Genomic DNA, 17950 nt, shown 5'->3' with positions numbered 1-17950 from the left:
ATGTTTCACATGGAACACTTGATTGAAACGAAGCGATTGTCTTTGCATATCAATTCATTAAAAGGACAAAAACAAACGATTCTTAAGGATATACATTTATCGATAAAGCGTGGGGAATTCGTGACCATTATGGGGCCTTCTGGATGTGGAAAAACATCCTTACTTTATCAGCTTAGCGGCATAGAAACAGCTTCAACAGGAGAGATCAAATATAAAGGCCAAACACTATCAGAAATGACAGACAAACAGTTAACTGCTCTGCGCTTAACAGAGATGGGGTTTGTCTTTCAGCACAGCCACTTATTAAAAAATCTTAATCTATTTGACAACATCATTGCAGCAGCTTATTTAGCAAAGAAAAAGCCAAGACAAGAATTGAATGAACGAGCTCAATATTTAATGAAAAAACTTGATATTGATCATTTGGCAAATAGATATTTGACAGAAGTATCAGGAGGACAGCTTCAAAGAGCCGCTATCTGCCGAGCGCTCATGAATGAACCAGACATACTTTTCGCTGATGAACCAACAGGTGCTCTTAATTCCAGTACAACGAAGGAAGTGATGAATATTTTTTCAAGAGTCCACTCTGAAGGAGCAACACTGCTGCTTGTCACACATGACCCTAAGGTGGCTCTTCGTTCTGAAAGGATCATGTTTATGAATGACGGAGAAATTGCAGACACTTTACAATTAGGAAGATATGATTACTCAACTGCCGAGAACCGAGAAATGAAATTAAATCGATGGCTGCAAGATTTAGGTTTTTAATTTGAGTAAAAACAGGCAGGAAACTGCCTGTTCTACTTTTTCTGGCACTCAAACGAGTAATCCATAGACAAACTATTTGTTTCTAAGATGATTTTGCCGCCAGCTTGCTGACAAGATTCTGTCAGCAGCTCAATTTCTTTGCTATAAAAGTATCTCTTTGACATATAAAGAGTCACTAAAACAAGTAACAGAGTCGTGATAATGATTGTGATTTGTCTGTTTAATCTTTGAAAACTTTTTTTCATTTCAACATCCTTTCTAAAAGGTCAGAGTTTGTGTTTAATACTTACTTTTGTCTGCATCTATCAGTTTCTTATCTCATGATCTAGCAACATCATACCTGATTTTCTTTCATAGATCGACCTTCCATTTTCCCTCTGAAATAGCTAAAATTTCTTTTATTCCAAATATACGAGTGATATTTTCATACATTATCATAAAATCCATTGTAAATTTCCCTTTTTAGACTTCTAAAAAGAGATTTTATTTATTTGTGCTAACAAGTAAGCACACTTACAATATCGTACATCGCATGTATGACCATAGGTCCTTTTTATTACCTCTTGTCAATCACCTCACCGAAACGATTATATTTTACCAAAAATTGTGATATCGTTTTTTGTGAAACAGGTGAAAGGAACTTAAAGAGGTGAAATTTCCATGGCTATCATTTCTGCTGAACAGGTGGGGAATCGTTTAAATGATTGGAGAATTGCAATTCGCAAGCATGATGTACACAGTGCAAAAGCAATGTATACAGAAGTAAAGGAATTACTTCAAAAAATGGAAGAAAATCAGGAGGTCTTGACCTATTACTCATTGCTAGAAGGCAAGTATAAACTCATGTTATATGAACGTAGAGGGACAAAACTGAAGGAACAGACAGAGCCAGATTGCCCCTCTAAAACAAACGACTTAATTGAATACTATTTTTACCTATACAAAGCCCTTTACGCTTCATATAAAAGAGACTATGCATCAGCCATTGGACTGTTTAAAATTGCCGAGAAAAAACTACAACACATTCCTGATGAAATAGAAGTAGCAGAATTCCATACGAAAATCGCCAACTTATATATGCTTCTTCGTCAAAGCCTGATTTCTCTACACTATATTCAGAATGCTATTGATATTTTCAAAAGTCATGAAGGATATGAGAGAAGACTAGCTGCAGCCTTTGTCATCGCCGCTGCTAATTATATGGACATTGGTGACTTTTTAAGAGCAGAAGACTACTACAAAAAAGCATTACACATCGCAGACAGTCTCAACGATCATTTTCTAACATCACAGCTTTATCATAATATCAGCATTTTGTACGCCGAAGCTGGCGAATCAAAAAAATGTATCGATGCCCTAGAAAAGGCTCTTAGTGATGAAGACTATCTCTCTTCGTGTTACTTTCATCACTCCATGTACATGTTAATGAAAGAGCTGCTTTCTATCGATGAAAGGACACAAGCTCTCTATTACTTCGAATTGGTGAACCAAAAACATGAATCAGAGAAATGCCCCATCTATACAGCAAAAATGAATTTGCTTTACCATCTATATTTCACTGAAGATATGGCTCAAAAAGCTCAAGCCTGTTTCGATGAAATCAGCATTCTTAAAAAATTAAAAGATGCTGAAGGAGCCTGTGAATTAAGTGCATTAGCTGCAAAACACTTTGAAGAGCTGGGAGCAATTCATCAAGCCTATCTCTTTTTAAAGGAAGCTGATCGCATGAAACATCCTATCATTGACTGGGGGAATTCTAATGAAAAAAATGAGTTTATTGATTATCACTTTGACCATCGTTGTTTTAGGACAAACAGGGGCTTTCAATTCATTAAATGATGAAAATCCTGGTACAACAGAACGACCTATCGGAACTTAATATAAACATTGGTCATACAAAGAACCACTCGCCTCATCATGGCAAGTGGTTCCACATTTATTTTAGTTGCTGATAAGATATGAGGCGGTGTATATGTACCGCAAGATAAGTAAGCTCATCATTAGGAATGACGATACTATGCACCTGTTTTATATAGTCTTTGATCTTAAAAGCAACATCCATCGCTTGGGGATACAAGTGTGCAATTTGTTCAAATAACTCATTTTCTTGATCTGATAATAATTTATCAGCATAAAATCGTTCTACGAAAAATTTCACATGTGTAATGAACCGGCTGTAATGAATATTCTCCTGATCCATTTTCATATTCAATGTATAGCGCACAAGATTGACAATACTCCCGATCATCTTGGCATATTTCATACCATCTTTCGAATCGGATTCTTCACCTAATGCGTTAATTAAGTGAAAGGCGATATTGGCAGCTTCTTCTTTTGGTAATTGTATGCCCAATGTGTCATTGACTAACTCAAGTGCGTAATTCCCTACTTCAAATTCTTCTGTATAGTAATTTTTGATTTCCCAATACACACGATTCGTAATATTAATATTCTTTTTATGTCGTTCAACTGCAAAATTCAAATGATCCATTAAGGTAAAATAAACGCCTGAATTTAAAGTTGAGTTTAAACGTTTTTCTGCATATTGGACGATTTGCTGAGTTAAATCGATAAACTCCTGAGGCATTGAATCTAACAATTGAAGAAATTCTTTTGCTCTCATGTTATCGACTGACATAAAGACTTGGTCCGCTTTTTTCTCTTCTATCATTTGACCTGGTTTCTGTCCATATCCAATTCCTCGGCCGAACAAAACCATCTCCTGTTGGTTCTGATCTTCAGCCAGGACCACGCTCGAGTTTAAAACTTTTTTGATTTTAAACATCGTCATCACCTGTTTTCATGATTGTGGTGTTCAATCAAGCAATTCACCATTTGTCTCAATGACTTTTTGGTACCAATAAAATGAGTCTTTTCGAGATCGTTTTAATGTCCCGTTCCCGTCATCATCTTGATCTACGTGAATGAAGCCGTAACGTTTTGACATTTGTGATGTACCTGCACTAATAATATCAATCGAGCCCCAGCTCGTATATCCAAAGAGATCGACGCCTTCTTCAATGGCTTCTCTCATTTGACGGAAATGCTCTTTGAAATAGTTAATACGATAGTCGTCATGGATTGAGCCATCACTTTCAACTACATCCTTTGCACCCATGCCGTTCTCGACAATGATAAGAGGTTTTTGATAGCGATCATACAATTCGATTAAAGAAATTTTCAGACCAACCGGATCAATTTGCCAGCCCCAGTCAGTTGAAGGAAGATAAGGGTTTTTGACTCCACGAATGGTATTCCCTTCTGTCTCTTCTAATCCTTCTTGGGCTGATTCCGTTAAAGACATATAATAGCTAAATGAGATAAAATCTACTGTGTTTTCTTTTAAAATGGTAAGATCATCTGCTTCCATTTGAATATGAATATCTTTTCTCTCCAGCATACGCTTGATCAGTGGTGGATACTCGCCAAATACCTGAACATCTGCATAGAAATAGTTTTCTAAGTTTTGTTTCAAAGCTTGTTCCACATCATTCGGGTGGCACGTATGCGGATACGTTGTCAATTTTGTCAGCATACATCCTACCTGGCTTCCTGAGATGATACGATGGCAATCTGCTGTTACGAGAGCAGATGCGACAAATTGATGATGAAGTGCTTGATACACCGTCTCCTCTACTTTTCCTTCTGGGCAGCGATCAGGAATAATTCCCGCTGTAATGAAAGAGTGGCGGTGAATACTATCAATTTCATTAAAGGTGAGCCAATATTTCACATCATCTTTATAACGTTCGAAACAAACATTGGCGAACTTCACAAAGAGGTCGATTACTTTTCTTTCCACCCAGCCGTTGTATTTCACACTAAGCGCTAAAGGCATTTCATAATGAGAGAGTGTCACGATCGGTTCTATGTTGTGTTTTTTCATTTCTGCAAAGACACGATCATAAAATTGCAGCCCTTTTTCATTCGGTTCCGCTTCTTCTCCAGTAGGGAAGATACGACTCCATGCAATAGAAATGCGAAGTGTTTGAAATCCCATTTCTGCAAAGAGGGCCAAATCCTCTTTATAGTGATGATAGAAATCAACACCTCTGCGTTTTGGGTATTTTTTATCGTCTGGATCTTTCATCGCACGATCTATATTTTCAGTGGTAACAGCAAGATGACCTTCATAATCTTCTACACTCAAGTTGGAACGGTACATTGCAATATCTGCAACAGACGGTCCCTTTCCATCTATATTCCAGGCGCCTTCTGCCTGGTTAGCAGCAATAGCGCCGCCCCATAAGAATCCTTTTGGAAAACCTTTGATTTTTGTCATATAATTAGCCTCCTAATTGTGTGACAACCATCAATGTATCTTGACGATTGACCTCTTGTAATGGCTGTACCTGAATATCATATTGATCTGTATTTGTGACTACAGCAAGTGTTACTGGATCATATCCTGCTTCCATGATTTTTTCTAGATCAAATTCAATCAATAAATCACCCGCTTGAACACGATCTCCAGCCTGCACTTTTGGATGAAAATACTGTCCTTCCAACTGAACGGTGTCAATGCCGATGTGGAATAATACTTCAACTCCTTGGTCCGTCTTCATACCAAGTGCATGGTTTGTTTCAAACAGCAAGGTTACCTCACCATCTACTGGTGCATAAAGTGCTCCTTTTGAAGGTACAATGGCAATTCCTTCTCCCATGATCTTTGAAGAGAAAATATCATCTTTCACTTCAGATAGAGAGATCATTTGACCAATCACAGGGCTTTTGAATGTTTCTCCTGCTCCAATTTTTTCAGCAAACCCAGAATGGTCCTTTGTCTTTTCTTCTACAGTTCGATCTTTACCTAATACAAAAGCAGCGATAAAGGCGACAATAAACGAAATGACCGCTCCAATGATAGCAAACATCAAATTTCGCGGGAGCTCATCTGATATAAACATCGACATGCTTGCTAATCCAGGGCCAACAAGCACAAAGGCTTGTATACCAACTAAACCAATGAAAATTCCGCCAACAAACGAACCAATCATAACACTTCCAAGAACTCGCTTATTTTGAAGTGTCACACCATATAACGCCGGCTCTGTGATGCCAAAAAAGGCTGATATTCCTGCCGAAATGGCTGTTGATCTGAGTACCTTGTCTTTTGTTCGAAGTGCCACAGCAAAACACGCTCCACTTTCCGCAATATTATGCGCAAGTGATGCCGGTAAATAAAGTGCTTCTTTCCCAAGGGTTCCCATCGTTGTGACTGCATAAGGGACCATTGCTTTGTGCATGCCTGATGCAACCATGAATGGAAGGACCGCTGCTAAAATTGCGACAGCTACCCAGCCTACCGTATTAAACATTGTAAGAATAATAGATGAAAAACCTTGCCCCGCTGTAAAACCAATCGGTCCTAACAGAAGTAGCGTAACTGGTACAGTAATGACCAATGACATCATCGGAACGAAGAAAATTCGAATTGGTTTTGGTGAAAACCGAGTAAAGAATTTTTCCATTTGCGCGTAAAGCAATACAGAAAGAATTGCCGGAAACACTTGATACGCATAAGCTATATTTTTTACATCGAATGACAGTAATTGTGCACCTTCTGTAAGCATCGCCGTCATGTTCGGCAGAAGGAGCGCACCGACTGCTGATAGTGCGACCAGTGGGTTTACTTTTAGTTTATTCGCCGTTGTTACAGCAACTAGTAAAGGCAGAAAGTAAAGTGGTGCATCACCTACCATGTTCAGTATTTGATAGGTTTGCCCCTTTGCATCCATCCAGCCTAATAAAGAGAAAAGGAGAAGAAATGATTTTAGAATTCCTCCGCCTGCGATAGCTGGTACAAGCGGCTGGAAGACACCGACAATGAAATCTAACAGAACTGTGCCTGCTTTTCTTTTTTCTTTTGGCTGATTGGATGGCACGTCTTGGCTTGATGAGCTGCTGCCTATTAAACTTGTTACCTGTTGATACACTTCAATGACGTCATTCCCAATAACTACTTGGCATTGTCCTGACATTCTGACGGCTATAACACCTGGTGTATTTTCTAGTGCTGGTACATCTGCTTTTTTCTGATCGATTAGTGTGAAGCGAAGTCTTGTTGAACAGTGCTCAAGGTGCGCAATGTTTTCTTTGCCGCCTACATGCTGTAAAACGTCTTTGGCAATTTGTGCGTAATCCATTTTTTCTCCCCCTTTTCTCATACACGAGACCTATATTTTGGCAATAAAAAAAGGACCTAAAACGACAAATAATAGAAATTCATCGTTTTTAGATCCTGCCTGCATGACCAGTCACATGTCTAATTTATTCATATTGGATTTGTTTTTAGTATATATTGATTATATGAAAGCGTCAACATTTATTTTTCTAAAAATTATTAAGGTCTATATACCCAAATTGCTCTTCTTTCATTGTTGAAGTAACCTTCCTCTTTTTTTATACGATAAATATCCTTTTATCATTCACCACAAACTACTTCCATCTAAAAACCAGATAAGTTTAAAATGACCCATCTGGTTTATCATCATCTATTTTTTCTTTTCTTCAGCCTGCTTTTTGAATGCTTCCGTTTGTTCTTGATATTCCTCTTTCGTGACAGCTTTAAATTCTATTGTACCGCCTGCCATTTTAAAAGGAAATTTAATTGATGTTGCATCTCGATCAGTTTCCCCTAAAATAAAACCCTTTTCAATTGCAGGATAAGTACTCAAATCAAACATTATCCCATCTGAAACACCACCGGCTGTATGTTTCGTTTCTTTATATGGTTCATCACCATCTCCTGGGACCGTTCTCATAATAAAAGAACCTGCCCATTCAGACTGCATATACATCCGTTTTACTTTTAGAAATAGCTGGTATGAACCATCCTCCGCTGTATACAGATAACCATAAGCGCCTGTTACTTTCTTAATAAAGTTTCTTACATAATCATGGAATCTATTCTCAGAGTCCTCCATCAGTTCATCATATCGGTCATGAATGTCCTTTTGAACAGCTCGTAGTTTATTTTGATCAACTGCTTTGTATGTGATGCTTTTCTTTTCACCTTGTTTTTTCACAGAAAGATGTTTTTCAGCAGGGTGAACTTTATATGTGACCGTCTCTTTTCCTTGCTTCACTTGAAATTCGTAACCGTTTTCAACAGTTTTTCCAGTTAATTTATATTTGTTGATAAATAGATTAGGATCAAAATGTCTTTTTGGGTTTTCCTCCAAAATGGTTTCATTCAGATACCCTGTGACTTTCCCTTTTCTCTCCGTTACCTTGAACCAGTTCACTTGATCCTTTGTCTTATATACAAACGCGTAAGATTGGTTCAATACACTCTTTTTTGCATTTACTTGATATGCTATCCAGCTGACAGCACCGATGACTAGTACCGTTAAAATTGCCACAATCCAGATTTTCGATTTATTCATATATACCTCCTCTGATCATTGATCTGACGGATTTTTATTTTTTCTATCAATATATGAGTGATGCATCTCCTAGCGATCTCTTCACCTCCTTCATTGAATTTTTTCTAAAACCCCCTTGTATCACCATTGGATATCGCATATTATATATCTATATGATATATCTTTTAGATAGGTGTGCTGATATGAAAAAATACAATGATACGACGTATGCGATTTTAGGTATTTTAACGACTGATTGTAAGTCAGGGTACGAAGTGAAGCAATTAATTGATAGAAGCCTGCATCATTTTTGGAAAATCAGTTATGGACAAATTTATCCAGCTTTAAAGTTAATAGTCGAGGAAGGCCTTGCGGAAGTTTCACCTGCTGCTACTTCTGGCCGCTCAGACAAGCGGGAATATCATTTGACTGAAAAAGGACTGGATACGTTAAGAGAGTGGCTGGCGCAGCCGCTCGATCAGTTACCAACAGAGCGTAATGAGGTGTTATTAAAGTTATTCTTCGGTCAATATCTTTCGTTTGAGAAAAAATTGGTGCTTTTACAGGATTATGAGCGGCAGCTCCGTATTCGTTATGAGACATATGTTGCGATTGAACAAAACATTCAAGAGCTGTATCCAGATGAAGCGGATGCGAAGTATTGGCTGTTTACTTTAGATTATGGAAAAAGAGTGGCTCAAGCAGGAATCGATTGGTGCGTAGAAACACTTCATTTGATGAAGAAGGAAGGGTAAATGAATGAAAAAAGATATACGTGCTGGCAGATTTACAACGGACAATTCTGATTCGATTGTTGTGTTCATCATCGGAATGAGGATCAACAAACGCTGGGCCATTCATCAATGGCTGCCTGTGTTCATGGCGATGCCTGGCATGATCAAGGAGCTGTATACCCATCAAGATGAGCTTGGGTTTCTTGGAACAGAGAATTACTTCGGATTACGTACGACAGCGATGATTCAATATTGGAAATCAACAGATGACCTCCTTGCCTATGCCAAGATGGAGAAACATTTGGCTGCTTGGAAAGAATTTAACCAAAGAGCACGAAATAATGACGCGGTCGGAATTTATCATGAAACGTACCAAATTCAAGCCGGCTCGTATGAATCCATTTACGTGAACATGCCTTCCTACGGACTGAGCCAAGCGAAATCTCCTATTTCAATCAGTAAAGGACAACAAACAGCGAAGGAACGTCTGAATACAACAAATTCCTAGAGAACGATTCTCTAGGAATTTCTTTTTGTAACGGTCACAAAATGCTTTAATATGCGGGCTGTTAATCCCCATATGGTGTAGTTTTCGTAATCATAAAACCATTCCTCAATCGAACGGCTTCCCCAGCTGTATTTTTCACCATTCATGATTTTTTCATAAGGGAAATCCTCTCCTGGTGTTGGCTGAACGGATACATGATGTAAGTACGGCTCATATTGGCTGAGCCATGATAGAGGCACGGTAAAAGTCTCCTCTACTTCTTCTTGATTAAAGGAGTGTTTCACTTTTTGCTCATCAATGATACCGACATATGGGTACACCACGAAGGATGGAGAAGCGATATAAGGACTAAGCTGTCCAAGGATCTCGACCGATTCTGGCGGAATTCCCAGCTCTTCATGTGTTTCTCGCAGTGCAGCTTCCTGTGCAGTTTCGCTGCCGTCAAGCTTGCCCCCAGGAAAGCTAATATCCCCCGGCTGTTTTCTCATGGTCAGCGATCTTACCTCAAATAATATATGCCATTCTCCATTTACTTGCACCAAAGGGATAAGGACTGCTGCTTTGAACGCTGTCTCTTCTCCAATGAACAACGGTTGTGATTGATGTAAGTCATTTTTTAATTGATCAATGAACACGGACATCACCTGTTTTCTGTTTCTCTTTCCTTTAGCGTATCATGGTTCACCTTTTCAATAAAGATGATCTTTCTGACAATTATTTTTATCATTTTGACAACTTTACTTGTCAAAATGAATATAATGCTTTACAATCAAGGAAAGATTTCAATCAAAATTGAGGTGACAGAATGAAAAATCGGTTAAAAGAGCTTCGTGCGCGTGATGGTTTAAATCAAACTGAGCTTGCAAAGCGTGCAAAGGTCTCTCGTCAGACCATCAGCTTAATGGAACGAGATGAATTAATGCCGTCTCTCTTGCTCGCTGTTAAGCTTTCACGTATTTTTCAGGAACCCATTGAACGTATTTTTCTATTCGAGGAGGATGAACTATCATGAAAACTATATACAAAATGCTCTTGGGTGCTCTCCTTGGCTTTCTCGGTGCTTACTGTCTGCTGGCAGCCGAATTTGAGATGACACTTCTTGATATTGCATTTGAAGCGACTCTTGTCATCAGTGGATTGACGATTTTATTGATTATTTATTGTTTTTCAGGGATTTCACGTATGAAAAAAAGAGTGTCTCTTTCGGTTTTTGGAGATGAGGAGGATGAACTGGAGGCAAAGCAATATCGGACCTTTACTGATTTGACTTTAGCCAATACGGTGAGTACGATTTTGTCCATTATTGCAATCGGTATAGCCATCGTCACCGAGCAGCCACTCTGGCTGATTCTCGTCAATGCTGCTTTATTTATGGTCACCATTATCAGTTCTTATGCAGCGATATCCGTTCTTAAACTTGTCTATCCTAATCGCAATCTGCCAAGTCCGTCCGACAAAGACTATAGTAAAAAGCTGCTCGCCATTTCAGACGAAGGGGAAAAGCATGTGATGCTTGGCGGACTGTTTCACACGTATCAAATGATGAATATCCTATTGACCAGTGCCATGTTTATTTTGATTGTGTATTCCCTTGGAGCCAATCACTCTCAGCTGTTCTCGATCATGGTGATTGGACTTGTTTTGATCATTTTGAATGCAAATTATGTGCTGAGGATTAGAAATCGTTAAATGATAAAAAGCACAGCGTTATCTAAATGCTGTGCTTTTTTTCGTCCGTTACGATGCACGGCGTTTCTTTCGTGCATAAATCAAAAATAAGAAACCAAACCATACCGGTGTCAATAGCAGCGCTGGACGTGTTGCGTCTGCGAAGAGCATGATCACGAGAATGGCTGCAAAGAGCGCAAGAACACAAATGTTCACAAAAGGTGTGAACGGTGCTTTAAAGGTAGATGCTGTATGCAGTTCAGGCTTTGTTTTTTTATATTTCAAATGACAAATTAAAATAATACTCCATACCCAAATGAAACAAATGGCACTGATCGTGGTAACAATACCAAAGGCTTGTTCGGGAATCAGCTTGCTTAAAAGTGCACCGACCGATACCACAATCGTTGAAACGAATAGCGCATTACTTGGGACCGCATTCTTGTTCAAACGTCCAAAGGAAGCCGGCCCCTGCTTTTGATGACTGAGATTATACAAAATGCGGCTCGTCGAGAACATGCCGCTATTACAAGCTGATGCCGCAGACGTCAACACAACAAAGTTAATGAGCCCCGCTGCTACTGGTATCCCAATGAGTCCAAAGGTTTTTACAAAAGGACTTTCTGATGCACTGAGCTCAGTCCATGGGTTAATACATAGTAAGACAAAGATCGCACCCACATAGAAAAATAGAATTCTTAATGGAATCTTATTAATCGCAGAAGGGATATTTTTTTGCGGATTGGCTGTTTCTGCTGCGGACACACCAACCAGTTCAACTCCCACATACGCAAAAATCACCATCTGGAATGACAACAAGAAGCCTGTGACACCATTCGGGAATAACCCGCCATGAGACCATAAATTCGTTACTGTCACCGGTCCGGCATCTGTTTGAAAACCAATGATTAAAAGAACAATTCCAACCCCGATCAATAATAGAATCGTAATCACTTTAATGAGTGCAAACCAAAATTCCATTTCTCCAAAAAGCTTCACCGTTAATAGATTCAATCCTAGTAAAATCAACAAACATATGATGGCAGGAATCCACTGCGGGATGTCAAACCAATACTGCACGTACACCCCGACCGCAATGACATCTGCCATCGCTGTCATAATCCAGCAAAACCAATATGTCCACCCTGTCACAAAGGAAGCCCACGGGCCGAGATAGTCCTCCGCAATATCGGTTAATGACTGATAGCCTGCCTTCGATAAAAGCAATTCTCCGAGTGCCCTCATGACAAAAAAGATGGCCATTCCGACAATTAAATAAGCAAAAATAATTGAAGGACCTGCCAATTGAATAGCTTTTCCAGATCCTAAAAACAACCCTGTTCCAATGGTTCCGCCAATGGCAATCAATTGCACATGACGGTTTGATAAATCTCGTTTTAATTCTTGTTGAGCCAATGCTAACACCCTCCTACGACACGATCTTATACTGAAATAATGAACCTTTTAAAAAAGTCCATAAAAAAAGAGATTGGATGCGCTCCAATCTCACGGTCATAAAAGAATAGCAAAATAGAGAAAAGTAATACACGGCATCATCCATGCATCACAAATACAATATTTCGTACTCTTCTGTCCTTTTGCCTGAGATTGTGAACCCTTCGGCGCCGCACATACATGCGGTCTCTCCAGAAGCTGCTCCTGCTATAGTGTGACCCACAGCAATCATAGCCTTCGTTATTTAATTAAAATGTTGCTATTTCTGAATAATTTCATATTTTACGCCTCATTCAGAAAGCTGTCAATGGTAATCTTTTATGATTTACAGCGGTACGCATATGTCTTCACTTCATCAATCCCCCCTGATTCATGTATAATAAATCAAAAGATGTTCGGCTCGTTTGATGGAGAAATCCCTCTTGATCATGAACAAAGTTAAGCAATCCATGGAAGTTGGTGAAGATAAATGAAAAAAATGAACAAACAGCGTGTTACATTACAGGAAGTCGCCAAGCATGCTGGTGTCTCGACTTCAACGGCATCACTCGTTGTTCGAAATAATCCTAGAATCTCTGAAGCCACTCGAAACAAAGTACTGCAATCCATGGAGGACTTAGGATACGTATACGACCGCGTTGCTGCCAACATGCGGTCAAAAAGCTCAAATATCGTTGGTGTGATTGTGACGGATATTTCTAACACCTTTATTTCGGAGTTTTTAATTGGCGTACAAACCACGCTTGAATCGCTGGGCTATACTGTTTTACTTGGTACAACCTTTGACAGTGTTGATAAACAGGAGCGGCTCATTTCCACTATGGTAGAGCATCGTGTAGGCGGGATTATTTTAAACCCAGCTTCGAAGAGTTCTGCTCGAACAGTCAAACAATTAAATCAAATTCGCACCCCAAAAGTACTGGCAAATCGTGAATTATCAGACGTGCAATGTGATTATGTCGGTGTTGATTATGAACAAGGTACTTGGATGGCGGTTCATCATCTTCTTCAAAAGGGACATCGACGCATCGCCTTTTTAGGCGGCATCAAAACCTCTTCGACTTGGATTGAGCGGATGAAAGGTTTCAAAAGAGCTCATGACGAAGAAAATGTGACGATTGATGATTCTCTTATTATTGATATAGTACCTACTCGCGAAGGCGGGAAAGAAGCACTCGCCCAAGTGATGGATCAGCCCGAGCCCCCTACTGCTATTTTTTGTTTTAGTGACTTAGTCGCTTTTGGAGTCATTCAAGCACTGTCAGCAAGAGGCATCCAGCCTGGTGAAGATATTGATGTGGTTGGATTCGATAATGTTCCCGAGGCGGAGATGTACCATCCACCGCTCACTACTGTTTCCTCCTTCCCCCGATCCATCGGGGTAAAAGCAGCGAACCTTTTATATCATAAAATGAACGAGCAGGATGAAGAGCTGCAGCGATTGATTTTAAAGCCTCAACTTCATATTAGAGAAACCTCTCCCTCATCATGAAAAAAGAGAATTGCGTGCAGCAATTCTCTTTTTTTATTGATCAAGTCAACTATTTCTTTGTTTCATTTTTCTTTTTTTAAATCACAAAGTCATAAACTTGACACATTTAAAATGCAGGAGTATATTTATCTCGTTGCTTCTTTTAGTATATCGTTATACCTATTTCATCCTATCGTTATTTCTAGCAAAAAACAGTTAAAAGTGACTTTTTATGATTCTGATCAAATCATGAAGTTTTACTTCCTAATCAAGGCTGTTATTATTTTTTACATTTTAGTAGAACGATGTACTCGATTGAAGAACAGATGAATATTCATTATTTTTTTCATCAATCACATATAAGGGGTGTTGTGATGGGCTTCATATTATTCATTTTTAAGGAAACAATAACAAAGGGTATACAAAGAATTTGACCTTAAAGGGGTTTCAAATATAGGAGTGGGAACATGAAAAATCCTTATATAAAATCGTCACTTGGCATGTATTTAAATTACTTCATGCTTGGCATGATCAATATTATTGTAGCTTCCAACATGGACAGCTTATCTGAACGCTACCATGTAGATATTCCGAAAATCAGCTTGCTTGTATCGGCGATCGGAATTGGTAAACTCATTGCGCTCTTTTTCTCAGGCCGGTTAGCCGACAGCTGGGGACGTAAGCCTGTCATTATTACAGGAAATTTTCTTTACTTATTATTCTTAATCGGTATTCCAACGACAACAAGTTATACACTGGCATTTATCTTTGCGATCTCAGCAGGGATTGCCAACTCACTGCTTGATTCAGGAACCTACCCTGCTTTGACAGAGTCATTTCCGAAAAAAGCAAGTTCGGCTTCTGTATTAGTAAAAGCGTCTGTATCCATTGGGGCGACTGTTCTTCCATTTATCTTGGCGTTCCTAGTGTCACATGATATCTTCTGGGGCTGGGCGTTCTTTGGACTAGGGCTTCTTTATTTACTCGTAGGGATTTACTTAATCTTTATGCCATTCCCGAACCATAAGCAAGTTTCTTCACAAGAGGCTCTTCCAGTACAGGACCAGCTGAAGGAAGAACCAAAAATGCTTGGCGAAGGTTTAGCTGTTGTACTTATGGGTTTCACGTCGACTGCATTGTTTGTCGTATGGCAGACATGGCTTCCGCAGCTCGGGTTAAAATTAATCGGACTTGGCACAGAACAAGCCACACAGCTTCTATCTTATTTTAGTATTGGTGCACTTGTATCTGTTCTATTGCTTTCAGTAGTCTTAGATAAATTCATTTCACCGATTATGGTGGCGATCATTTATCCAATTGGTGCGTTCCTTGCAATGCTTTCACTTTTCCAAATCGAAACGTACAGCATTGTTATTGTCAGCACCTTCTTCTTAGGACTATTTACAGCGGGAATCTTCCAGCTGGCGATGAGTATTATGATGAAATTGTTCCCGACAAACAAGGCAACGGCTTCATCCTATGTCAACATTGCGGCAAGCTCAGCGTTTATTCTCGTGCCGCTCATTACAAGTGGATTGGTCAGCACGTACGATATTAAAATGACGTTATTTTTCGATATGATCATTGCGGTTATTAGCGTATTACTAGCGGTCTTTGTTCTTGGACGCATGAAAAAATTATTTAGATAATTAAAGGAGATGTCAATCATGACAAACATACATGAACGTAATATTGATGGAAAAACAAAATTAGTCGGTCTTCTTGCTACACCAATCGGGCACAGCCTTTCACCACGTATGCATAACCTTGGCTATACACTAACAGGTATCAACTATGCTTACCTTGCATTTGAAGTAGGGAATGATGAACTAGAAGCAGCCGTAAACGGTATGAAAGCAATGGGTGCAGCTGGATTTAACGTCTCTATGCCGAACAAAATGAAAGTACTGGATTACTTAGACGAACTAGATGATTCTGCAAGATATACACGTGCTAGTAACACTGTAGTGAACAAGGATGGTAAGCTCATCGGCTACAACACAGATGGTCTTGGATATGTGAAAAACTTGATTGAACATGGCGTTGAATTAGCCGGCAAGAAAGTCACACTAGTTGGCTCTGGCGGCGCTGCGACTCCGATCGCAATTCAGCTTGCACAGTCCGGCATTCGTGAAATTAGTATTTTTGCTCGTAATGATCAATACTTTGTTCAAGCAGAAGAAAATGTAAATTACATCAACAACGAAATGAAATCCTTCGGTGTCAAAGCAAACATTTTCCCGCTTGAAGACAAAGACGCGTTCCGCCGTGAAGTAGCAGAAAGTGCGATCCTGGCAAATGGGACAAGCCTTGGCATGAAACCACTAGATCAACTCAGCATTATCGATGATACACTTGATGTACTTCGTGAAGATTTGATCGTGACAGATGTTGTATACAATCCGCAAAAAACAAAGCTTCTTGCGCAAGCACAGGAAGCTGGCGCCAAAACCATTAACGGTCTTGGAATGATGCTATGGCAAGGTGCACTTGCTTACAAACTCTTTACTGGTGAAGATATGCCAATTGATCAAGTAAAACAAATTCTGTTTGAAAATGACCGTTTCTAAAACAAAAAAAGACAAAGGGCTAAAATGATGATCATTTTAGCCCTTTTTTTCTGTTTAGCGTGATAAGTTACGGAGCGAATTTGGCATTCGTGAGCACCGGAGCACAGCCCTGACAAAAAATGAGAGGGTTGCCTACACGCTGAGACGACTTCCTGAATGGAGGTCGTCTTTTTTTTAATCATGTACCATAACTTGACGGTAGCGATACAGGATATACAGTGCGCCAATAATGGCCGCAACAGCCACAACTGCATCGAACATAAAGATTTGTAAAATGGACGCGTGACTCTGAATTAAACCTGTTACGACCGGGATGACGACAGCTGACACGCCGCCCGCTGTGGAGATAATCCCAGTCATCGTTCCTTTGTTTTTCCAGAAGAATTCAGCCATCACAGTTAACGTCAACTGAAAAACTCCTGCTGTTGAAAATCCCAATACAAAAGCATTGACGGTTCCTATGACTGGGGATTTCACGACCAAGAGCACACAAATGGAAGCAAGTGTAATGATTGGATAGATTAGCAGTACAGTGACCGGACGGACAAAGCGGCGCAAAAGAAACGCAAGCATCACGACGGACAGCAGCCCGCCCATGCTATAGTAACTAAGCAGTTTCACAGCACTGCCCGATGTCATCCCCAAGATGGCCTCACCGTACGTAGGAAGCCAAATTTGCGGCAACGCATACAGTCCATTTGACGTAAAGCTGATCACAATCAGTGCGATCCCTTCTCTCCAAAATGTAGGCTCTGTCGAGAAGCGCGGAAGTCCGTCATGCTCCGTTACCTGGACTTGCTCCACCTTGCGATGATTCGGAAATGGCAAGGTCCACAGCATCAAGACATTCACAAGATAGATCAGAGCAGGAACAAAAAATGCCATTCCATAAAACAAATCATGCTCTGCTAAAAAGTAAATTGCCAGTGGCAAAATGGTTGCCCCAATGGATATAAAGGCCTTCACCATCACATTCGCAGACCCCGAGTTTTGCGGAAAAGCCTCCATTAAAGCAGGATACGTTCCTGCATCCATTGCCGAATTCGCAACCCCTGCCAAAATCGCAAATGCAAACGCGATTTGATAACTCGGAGACAATGGGATTCCGATGAGGAACACCGCCATCAGCACACCAGAAACCAAAATGACCGGCTTTCGCCCAAAACGATCTGACAGTACGCCTGATAACCCATACGTGAGCACCCTGCCAATGCCAAGCGCCGAAATCATATAACTAATTCCCGCACTATTGGTATCTAACTGTTTGATTAAAAATGGCATATTTGAAGCCAAAATAATATTGACCATACCTAATAAAAAATAATTAATATACAGACTAGAAGCCGTTCTCACATACGGATTCCTCATCCTGACACACCCCTTAACACCATCGCAATGAAGTGACA

General features: G+C 39.8%; 17 protein-coding genes and 1 riboswitch. Of the genes, 9 read left to right on the top strand and 8 right to left on the bottom strand.

What is annotated here, in order from left to right:
- The first annotated feature begins 9 nt into the window (after positions 1–9).
- On the top strand, positions 10–771 hold the full coding sequence (locus tag MHI60_RS07990; RefSeq protein WP_144484132.1) for an ABC transporter ATP-binding protein: 762 nt from the start codon (positions 10–12) through the stop codon (positions 769–771).
- Positions 772–803: 32 nt separating this feature from the next.
- Here MHI60_RS07990 and MHI60_RS07985 read toward each other — a convergent pair whose 3' ends face one another.
- Complete coding sequence (locus MHI60_RS07985; RefSeq protein WP_111292057.1) at positions 804–1016, bottom strand: hypothetical protein; 213 nt, start codon at positions 1014–1016, stop codon at positions 804–806.
- 415 nt (positions 1017–1431) lie between these two features.
- Between MHI60_RS07985 and MHI60_RS07980 the strand changes: the two genes are divergently transcribed.
- Complete coding sequence (locus tag MHI60_RS07980) at positions 1432–2610, top strand: Rap family tetratricopeptide repeat protein (RefSeq protein WP_144484135.1); 1179 nt, start codon at positions 1432–1434, stop codon at positions 2608–2610.
- A gap of 97 nt (positions 2611–2707) precedes the next feature.
- Here MHI60_RS07980 and MHI60_RS07975 read toward each other — a convergent pair whose 3' ends face one another.
- From MHI60_RS07975 to MHI60_RS07960, 4 genes are all read right to left on the bottom strand, one after another.
- Complete coding sequence (locus MHI60_RS07975) at positions 2708–3556, bottom strand: PRD domain-containing protein (RefSeq protein WP_144484138.1); 849 nt, start codon at positions 3554–3556, stop codon at positions 2708–2710.
- Between the two features lie 30 nt (positions 3557–3586).
- A complete protein-coding gene (locus tag MHI60_RS07970) occupies positions 3587–5053 on the bottom strand; it encodes a glycoside hydrolase family 1 protein (RefSeq protein WP_144484141.1) in 1467 nt (488 codons plus the stop codon).
- Positions 5054–5057: 4 nt separating this feature from the next.
- Positions 5058–6917, bottom strand: a complete 1860-nt coding sequence (locus tag MHI60_RS07965) for a beta-glucoside-specific PTS transporter subunit IIABC (protein ID WP_144471641.1) — start codon at positions 6915–6917, stop codon at positions 5058–5060.
- Between the two features lie 348 nt (positions 6918–7265).
- Positions 7266–8159, bottom strand: coding sequence for a hypothetical protein (locus tag MHI60_RS07960; RefSeq protein ID WP_095409972.1), 894 nt, complete (start codon positions 8157–8159; stop codon positions 7266–7268).
- A 182-nt stretch (positions 8160–8341) separates the two neighbouring features.
- On the opposite strand from MHI60_RS07960, the gene MHI60_RS07955 reads away from it, so the two are divergent.
- Both MHI60_RS07955 and MHI60_RS07950 read left to right on the top strand, forming a co-directional pair.
- A complete protein-coding gene (locus tag MHI60_RS07955; protein WP_144484144.1) occupies positions 8342–8893 on the top strand; it encodes a PadR family transcriptional regulator in 552 nt (183 codons plus the stop codon).
- 4 nt (positions 8894–8897) lie between these two features.
- A complete protein-coding gene (locus tag MHI60_RS07950) occupies positions 8898–9380 on the top strand; it encodes a DUF4188 domain-containing protein (protein ID WP_095409974.1) in 483 nt (160 codons plus the stop codon).
- 11 nt (positions 9381–9391) lie between these two features.
- Here the strand turns inward: MHI60_RS07950 and MHI60_RS07945 are convergent, their stop codons facing one another.
- A complete protein-coding gene (locus tag MHI60_RS07945) occupies positions 9392–10015 on the bottom strand; it encodes a CoA pyrophosphatase (RefSeq protein ID WP_095409975.1) in 624 nt (207 codons plus the stop codon).
- Between the two features lie 170 nt (positions 10016–10185).
- Between MHI60_RS07945 and MHI60_RS07940 the strand changes: the two genes are divergently transcribed.
- Together MHI60_RS07940 and MHI60_RS07935 are read left to right on the top strand one after the other, a co-directional pair.
- A complete protein-coding gene (locus MHI60_RS07940) occupies positions 10186–10392 on the top strand; it encodes a helix-turn-helix transcriptional regulator (protein ID WP_003215336.1) in 207 nt (68 codons plus the stop codon).
- Complete coding sequence (locus MHI60_RS07935; RefSeq protein WP_144484147.1) at positions 10389–11069, top strand: DUF3169 family protein; 681 nt, start codon at positions 10389–10391, stop codon at positions 11067–11069. The genes MHI60_RS07940 and MHI60_RS07935 overlap by 4 nt, the downstream gene beginning before the upstream one ends.
- Positions 11070–11117: 48 nt before the next feature.
- Here MHI60_RS07935 and MHI60_RS07930 read toward each other — a convergent pair whose 3' ends face one another.
- Positions 11118–12464: an amino acid permease gene (locus MHI60_RS07930; protein WP_144484150.1), complete on the bottom strand. Its 1347-nt coding sequence runs from the start codon at positions 12462–12464 to the stop codon at positions 11118–11120.
- A 164-nt stretch (positions 12465–12628) separates the two neighbouring features.
- Positions 12629–12708, bottom strand: a riboswitch (glycine riboswitch).
- Positions 12709–12972: 264 nt separating this feature from the next.
- Here MHI60_RS07930 and MHI60_RS07925 point away from each other — a divergent pair.
- The 3 genes from MHI60_RS07925 (at position 12973) to MHI60_RS07915 (ending at position 16544) form a co-directional block, all read left to right on the top strand.
- Positions 12973–13995: a LacI family DNA-binding transcriptional regulator gene (locus MHI60_RS07925; RefSeq protein ID WP_144484153.1), complete on the top strand. Its 1023-nt coding sequence runs from the start codon at positions 12973–12975 to the stop codon at positions 13993–13995.
- A gap of 446 nt (positions 13996–14441) precedes the next feature.
- The gene (locus MHI60_RS07920) at positions 14442–15623 is read left to right on the top strand and encodes an MFS transporter (RefSeq protein WP_095409979.1); all 1182 of its coding nucleotides are present in this window, start codon (positions 14442–14444) and stop codon (positions 15621–15623) included.
- An 18-nt stretch (positions 15624–15641) separates the two neighbouring features.
- Complete coding sequence (locus MHI60_RS07915; RefSeq protein WP_144484156.1) at positions 15642–16544, top strand: quinate/shikimate dehydrogenase; 903 nt, start codon at positions 15642–15644, stop codon at positions 16542–16544.
- A gap of 174 nt (positions 16545–16718) precedes the next feature.
- On the opposite strand, the gene MHI60_RS07910 is transcribed toward MHI60_RS07915, so the two are convergent.
- The gene (locus tag MHI60_RS07910; protein WP_144484162.1) at positions 16719–17912 is read right to left on the bottom strand and encodes an MFS transporter; all 1194 of its coding nucleotides are present in this window, start codon (positions 17910–17912) and stop codon (positions 16719–16721) included.
- Between the last annotated feature and the right edge of the window lie 38 nt (positions 17913–17950).

It is taken from the genome of Bacillus sp. FSL K6-3200, assembly GCF_038630485.1.
Classification (GTDB): domain Bacteria; phylum Bacillota; class Bacilli; order Bacillales; family Bacillaceae; genus Bacillus; species Bacillus safensis.
Note: the sequence above shows the minus strand (reverse complement) of the source record. Positions and strands in the feature narration are given on the sequence as shown.

What these genes read in the sequence shown, in the direction of transcription:
- MHI60_RS07925 (WP_144484153.1), top strand. Translation starts at nt 12,973, where the DNA reads ATGAAAAAAATGAACAAACAGCGTGTTACATTACAGGAAGTCGCCAAG.
- MHI60_RS07920 (WP_095409979.1), top strand. Translation starts at nt 14,442, where the DNA reads ATGAAAAATCCTTATATAAAATCGTCACTTGGCATGTATTTAAATTAC.
- MHI60_RS07975 (WP_144484138.1), bottom strand. Translation starts at nt 3,556, where the DNA reads ATGTTTAAAATCAAAAAAGTTTTAAACTCGAGCGTGGTCCTGGCTGAA.
- MHI60_RS07970 (WP_144484141.1), bottom strand. Translation starts at nt 5,053, where the DNA reads ATGACAAAAATCAAAGGTTTTCCAAAAGGATTCTTATGGGGCGGCGCT.
- MHI60_RS07915 (WP_144484156.1), top strand. Translation starts at nt 15,642, where the DNA reads ATGACAAACATACATGAACGTAATATTGATGGAAAAACAAAATTAGTC.
- MHI60_RS07940 (WP_003215336.1), top strand. Translation starts at nt 10,186, where the DNA reads ATGAAAAATCGGTTAAAAGAGCTTCGTGCGCGTGATGGTTTAAATCAA.
- MHI60_RS07985 (WP_111292057.1), bottom strand. Translation starts at nt 1,016, where the DNA reads ATGAAAAAAAGTTTTCAAAGATTAAACAGACAAATCACAATCATTATC.
- MHI60_RS07960 (WP_095409972.1), bottom strand. Translation starts at nt 8,159, where the DNA reads ATGAATAAATCGAAAATCTGGATTGTGGCAATTTTAACGGTACTAGTC.
- MHI60_RS07935 (WP_144484147.1), top strand. Translation starts at nt 10,389, where the DNA reads ATGAAAACTATATACAAAATGCTCTTGGGTGCTCTCCTTGGCTTTCTC.
- MHI60_RS07910 (WP_144484162.1), bottom strand. Translation starts at nt 17,912, where the DNA reads ATGAGGAATCCGTATGTGAGAACGGCTTCTAGTCTGTATATTAATTAT.
- MHI60_RS07955 (WP_144484144.1), top strand. Translation starts at nt 8,342, where the DNA reads ATGAAAAAATACAATGATACGACGTATGCGATTTTAGGTATTTTAACG.
- MHI60_RS07950 (WP_095409974.1), top strand. Translation starts at nt 8,898, where the DNA reads ATGAAAAAAGATATACGTGCTGGCAGATTTACAACGGACAATTCTGAT.
- MHI60_RS07990 (WP_144484132.1), top strand. Translation starts at nt 10, where the DNA reads ATGGAACACTTGATTGAAACGAAGCGATTGTCTTTGCATATCAATTCA.
- MHI60_RS07980 (WP_144484135.1), top strand. Translation starts at nt 1,432, where the DNA reads ATGGCTATCATTTCTGCTGAACAGGTGGGGAATCGTTTAAATGATTGG.
- MHI60_RS07965 (WP_144471641.1), bottom strand. Translation starts at nt 6,917, where the DNA reads ATGGATTACGCACAAATTGCCAAAGACGTTTTACAGCATGTAGGCGGC.